Origin of the sequence: Acinetobacter sp. 1566109, assembly GCF_000582255.1 — a bacterium.
GTDB classification, from domain to species: Bacteria; Pseudomonadota; Gammaproteobacteria; order Pseudomonadales; family Moraxellaceae; genus Acinetobacter; species Acinetobacter nosocomialis.
Genome location: NZ_JEYB01000107.1, coordinates 1 through 5,437, shown reverse-complemented (window position 1 = coordinate 5,437; position 5,437 = coordinate 1). Strand labels below are relative to the sequence as shown.

Annotated in this window: 1 protein-coding gene; it reads right to left on the bottom strand. The window is 42.6% G+C overall.

Translation table 11 applies throughout. The annotated features are described in order from the left end of the window. On the bottom strand, positions 1–5,437 hold a 5,437-nt coding region (locus J582_RS24170; RefSeq protein WP_050674865.1), incomplete at both ends, for a hypothetical protein.

The window sequence follows — 5,437 nt, the reverse complement described above, 5'->3', positions numbered from 1 at the left end:
TATCGTTCAGGCTGTATTTGTAGGTATTCGTCGCCGCATCATAGGTTGCTGTTGTATTTGTACCATTTGCAAAGTTAACAGTTTCTCCCAGCTGTACGTTGTCTGCTGGAGTTACACCATTCACTGCAAAATTCAAACCTTTATCTGCCTGAGTCTTCGCATTAGTCGCGGTGTTATTTACCTGTTGAATTGCATCGTGAACCGTATTGGCTCCTGTAACTCCGCCAATATTGGTTGAAGTTAAATTGCCGGTTGCATCAATCTGTGTGCTGCTCCCCAACACATTCTTCACATTGTTTTGTGCTGTATATAGCTGACTGCCATTCACGGCATCTGTAGATGTTGAATTGACATCCCCAGCTTTAACATTGGTGATCTTCTGATTGCCTGCATTGATCCCTGTCGCTTTGTCGATAATAATGTTCCCAAGAGTCACTTTGTCAACACTAATATTTTTGGCTAAATCATAGTTAATAGTATTATCCGCACTGCGGGTAGCAACTAAATTTCCATCAGTATTGCGGAAATCAACTGTTTCACCTAGCTTAACTTTATCTGAATTAGCACCTTGGGCTGAGATACTGAAACCTTTATCAGTTAAAGTTGTATTTAGCTGATTTTGTGCAGAAAGCAACTGTTCCTCGGTCGCTGCTCGACCACTATTGTAAGTGCCTGCAGGATTCCACGTTGTATTGCTTAACCCAGTAACATCATTTGTCGAAGTATTTACCCTCACATTACCGGCTTTTAATCCAGTATCCGTTAAAGTATTAGTACCGACTTTAACTTCATTATTTTTTATGCTTGCAGAGCCTGTTGTCACGCTACCATTGTTACCAAGATTTATTGTTTCAGCAAGACGAATATCTAGCTGATTTGTTCCATTGGCAACCACGCCTATATTCCCGGTTGCAGCAAGTGTACCTGTTGCACCGCCTTTCACATTGAGCGTTTCACCAAGTTTACGCGATATTTGAGTCCCCGTATCACCAGCAAAGCTTAATGGTTGATTCAATGCGGTATCTAATGCAGTTAAGGCTGCACCTACATTATTAACCGTAGTTTTTGTACCTGATCCTGCCGGGTTAGTTGTGACGGTATAACTTGGCGCACTAATTGCCCCAGTAACTTGATTTGCTGAAGCCCCACCACCCAATGCTTGTGCTGTTTTATTCGCTAGGTTGGCTAATTCTTCATTAGTTTGGAATAACTGGCTACCATTAATTGCATCGGTACTTGAAGCAGATACTCGACCTGCAGCAACATTAATGATTTGACGTTCATTACCTGAACTACCCACACTCACAGTTGATGTTGGATTTGTGCCTGCATAATTATAGGTTTTACCGTTAACACTTGCACTTGCTGTTGGGTTTGCATTACCAGAAATCGATCCACTACCCAAGGCAATTGCATTTGTATGTGTAACTGTTGCACCAGTACCTAAAGCAAAACCATTGGTTGCAGATACATTAGCATCTGTACCTATAGCATTCGAACTTTCAGCACCAGCTTTAGCTCCATTACCCAACGCATTCGCATTTAAACCTGCTGCATCTGCACTTTTACCTATAGCAGACGCATTGGGGCCACTTGCAACGGCACTTGTACCTAACGCAAGCGTATCCTGTCTTAATGCTTGAGCGCCTGTACCCATAGCATTCGCATTAACACCTGTTGCTCGCGCATTGGTACCAATTGCACTTGCATCTTGTTCAGATGCTTTTGCACCCTTACCCATAGCATTCGCATTAATACCTGTTGCTTGCGCATTGGTACCAATTGCACTGGCATTATCAGCTGCAGCTTTTGCATTATCACCAATCGCATTACTGCTTGTGCTTGTTGCTTCTGCACTTTTACCCATCGCATTGGCATTACCAGCAGTCGCTTTTGCATTATCACCAATTGCATTGGCGCTTGTTCCACTTGCTGTTGCATAGTTACCAATAGCATTAGCACTTACTGCAGTTGCTTTAGCAAAATTACCCAATGCACTCGCATTTTCTTTTGCTGCTAGTGACTCATGGCCAATTGCTGTTCCATTATCGCCCTGTACAATTGCTTTACGTCCAATTGCAATGGCCTGATCAGCATTCTGTACTTCTGAATAACTGCCAATACCCACTGCATAGTCAGAAGTGCCAGCGGTTTTATCAATTTGAATATTGGTACCTATTGCAATACTTTCCATACCATTACTGCTGGCATTGGTACCCATTGCAATATTGTTTGTACTTTTTGCTAAAGCAGTCTTACCAATCGCAATAGATGCATCACCATTTGCTTGTGTGCTGGTATTACCAATTGCAACACTTTCTTTTGCATTAGTTGCAGCATCAAAACCTATAACAACACTTTTTACACCTGCATTACTTGTTGTGACGCCAGCACCAATTGCTAGCGACTCGTCAGCAGTTGCTCCCATATTATTTTTATTCGCTGGATTTTTACTATTAATGGAGACATGATGTTGTCCATTATCTGCAATAGCTTGATTAAGCTGTGCCAAATTCACAGCATCTGTAGCTTGTGTTCCTGCAGCAATATTTGAAATACGACCATCAGCGGTATACATGACAGCGTTGCCAGGTAAAACACTAATTTCACCAGATGACACTGCTTTAATTGCACTCGAAACATCTTTATATTGATGAGTCTGGCCTGTGACTTTATCTTCCAATTCAATAACATAGCCTGTAAATGCTCCTGTAGTTGAATCGACGCCTGTATGTCCACCAATCAGGTTTGCTACATTATTTTGCATTTCATATAATTGCTTGACATTGACTGCATCTGTAGCATTGGCACCCGCCGCAACATTCGTAATACGACGCTCTTGTCCAGTTTGACCAACAGAAACTATATTATAGCCGCCCGATTTTGTATCAGCTGTCAAATAAGCCGCAGCAATTGAAGTTCCATTCGCTACACTGGATGCCCCTAGAGCAATATTGTTGGCACTAGCTTCCGAGTCACGCCCCAATGCCGTTCCAGAATCGCCTGTCACTTTTGCTTTATAGCCCAGAACAGTTGCATAATCACCGCCAGAAGCTTTGGCCTCATTACCCAGCACGGTCGAACCTGTTGTTGCATCTACACGTGAACCAATTGCTACAGATTCAGCAACTGCTGTTATATTTTTATTTGCATCGCGGCCAATCGCAATATTATCATCACCACTTAAATTGCTTCCTGCATTTACCCCAATCGCAATATTGTCATCTGAGCTGCCATTACCGCTCGCTGACAGGTTGGAACCAGCGCCAACACCTAAAGCAATATTTCGATTGCCAATAACATTTTGACCGCTATTACGTCCAATAGCAATGTGGTCTGTACGGTCATTCGTTATGCCTTGTGATGTACCCACTCCCGCATTCTGACCAATTGAAATACCAGCTGTTGTATTTGCAAAAGCACCTTGACCCAATGCAACAGCACCATCACGGCCCGCACTAGATGCTCCGCCGGCAGCCAGTGCACCGCTTGCAGCTGCTTGAGCTCCAGCACCAATCGAAATTGCCTGCTCTCCTGAAGCATTACCATTTCGACCTATTGCAATCGCATCCTTTGCAACAGCTTTAGATGAGTCACCAAGAGCAACACTAGATTCACCGGCTGCCAAATTAGAAGTGCCCAAAGCTATACTATTCTTTCCAAGAGAAAGATTCGCACCGCTGCTTAACGATGCCACGAAGCTAGTAACTTCAGTATTTGTAACCGACACCCCATTAATTTCAGTAATATCTGTTAAATTCGTACCCGTACCTGTCGTAGTTACAGACATGCCATCTATTGCAGTAATTTTATTATTTGCATCTCTTGTATAAACAGGCTGGCGCGGTGTCCCTGTGGTTGAACCAATTGCTGTACTATTTAAACCAATTGCTGCGGATTGTTTACCAATTGCAACTGCATTTTCTTGATCTGCGCGCGCTTGGTCGCCCATAGCAATTGAACTTGTACCATTTGCAATTGCTTGAGGTCCTATAGCAACCGATTCTAGACCTTTTGACTGTGAATCAGCTGCAGCAGAGTTGGTATGGAAATATTTAATACCAACCCCGACTCCACTTCCTGTTCCAGTGGTATCAACCCCTGTAATATATTCAATAGCTTGCCTTACATTATTAAAAGCTTGTGTACCGCCTTTACCATCACTCACCGTATAAGTTTGATTTTCTAAGGTTCCATTTGCATCTAATTTTGTTCCTAGGACATCCGCAATATTTTTATTGACGGTATAAAGCTGCCCACCATTAACTGCATCCGTACTGCTCGCATTACTGATATTTCCAGCGGCTAATCCAGTAATTTTTTTACTATTGAGATACGCACCATTATTAAATGCCGCTAATCCATTAACATTCAAAGTATCGCCTACAGTTGTATCTCCTGTAGTTGTTAAAGTACCCGCAATATTGGTGTTTTTAAGAGCCGTCGCACCATTTACAGTCAAATCACTTCCAATCGTTGCTGAGCCTGTCGTCGTAACATTGCTGAGTGTCGTTGCACCTGTTACTCCCAAAGTACCGCCTACAGTTGTATTTCGTAATGCAGTAGTGCCAGCCTCAACTGTTAAACCATTTCCAATCTTTGCTGAGCCTGTAGTCGTAACATTGCTGAGTGTCGTATTACCAACGACATTTAACGTGTTATTAAGTGTCGTTGCACCTGTTACTCCCAAAGTACCGCCTACAGTTGTATTTCGTAATGCAGTAGTGCCAGCCTCAACTGTTAAACCATTTCCAATCTTTGCTGAGCCTGTAGTCGTAACATTGCTGAGTGTCGTATTACCAACGACATTTAACGTGTTATTAAGTGTCGTTGCACCTGTTACTCCCAAAGTACCGCCTACAGTTGTATTTCGTAATGCAGTAGTGCCAGCCTCAACTGTTAAACCATTTCCAATCTTTGCTGAGCCTGTAGTCGTAACATTGCTGAGTGTTGTATTGCCAACGACATTTAACGTGTTATTAAGTGTCGTTGCACCATTTACAGTCAAACCACTTCCAATCGTTGCTGAGCCTGTCGTCGTAACATTGCTGAGTGTCGTTGCACCTGTTACTTCCAAAGTACCGCCTACTGTCGTATTTCCTGTAGTTGTTAAAGTACCCGCAATATTGGTGTTTTTAAGAGAGGTCGCACCATCTGCTACAGTCAAACCATTTCCAATTGTTGCTGAGCCTGTTGTAGTTAATGTACCTGTCTTAACTAAACCGTCCGTATCTAAACCTGCAGTACTTAATGTCGTATTTGTCCCGACTTTAACTGTATTTGTGGTTTTATCTAATTCAACACTGCCTACCGTAACTTTATTCAGACTTACGTCATCCGTTGTTGCAACTACAAAATCTGTGCCACTAGGTGTAACTGTAATATTATTTCCTGCCAAAACATCAGCATAAACTGGCATCATCGCACTTGACGCAAT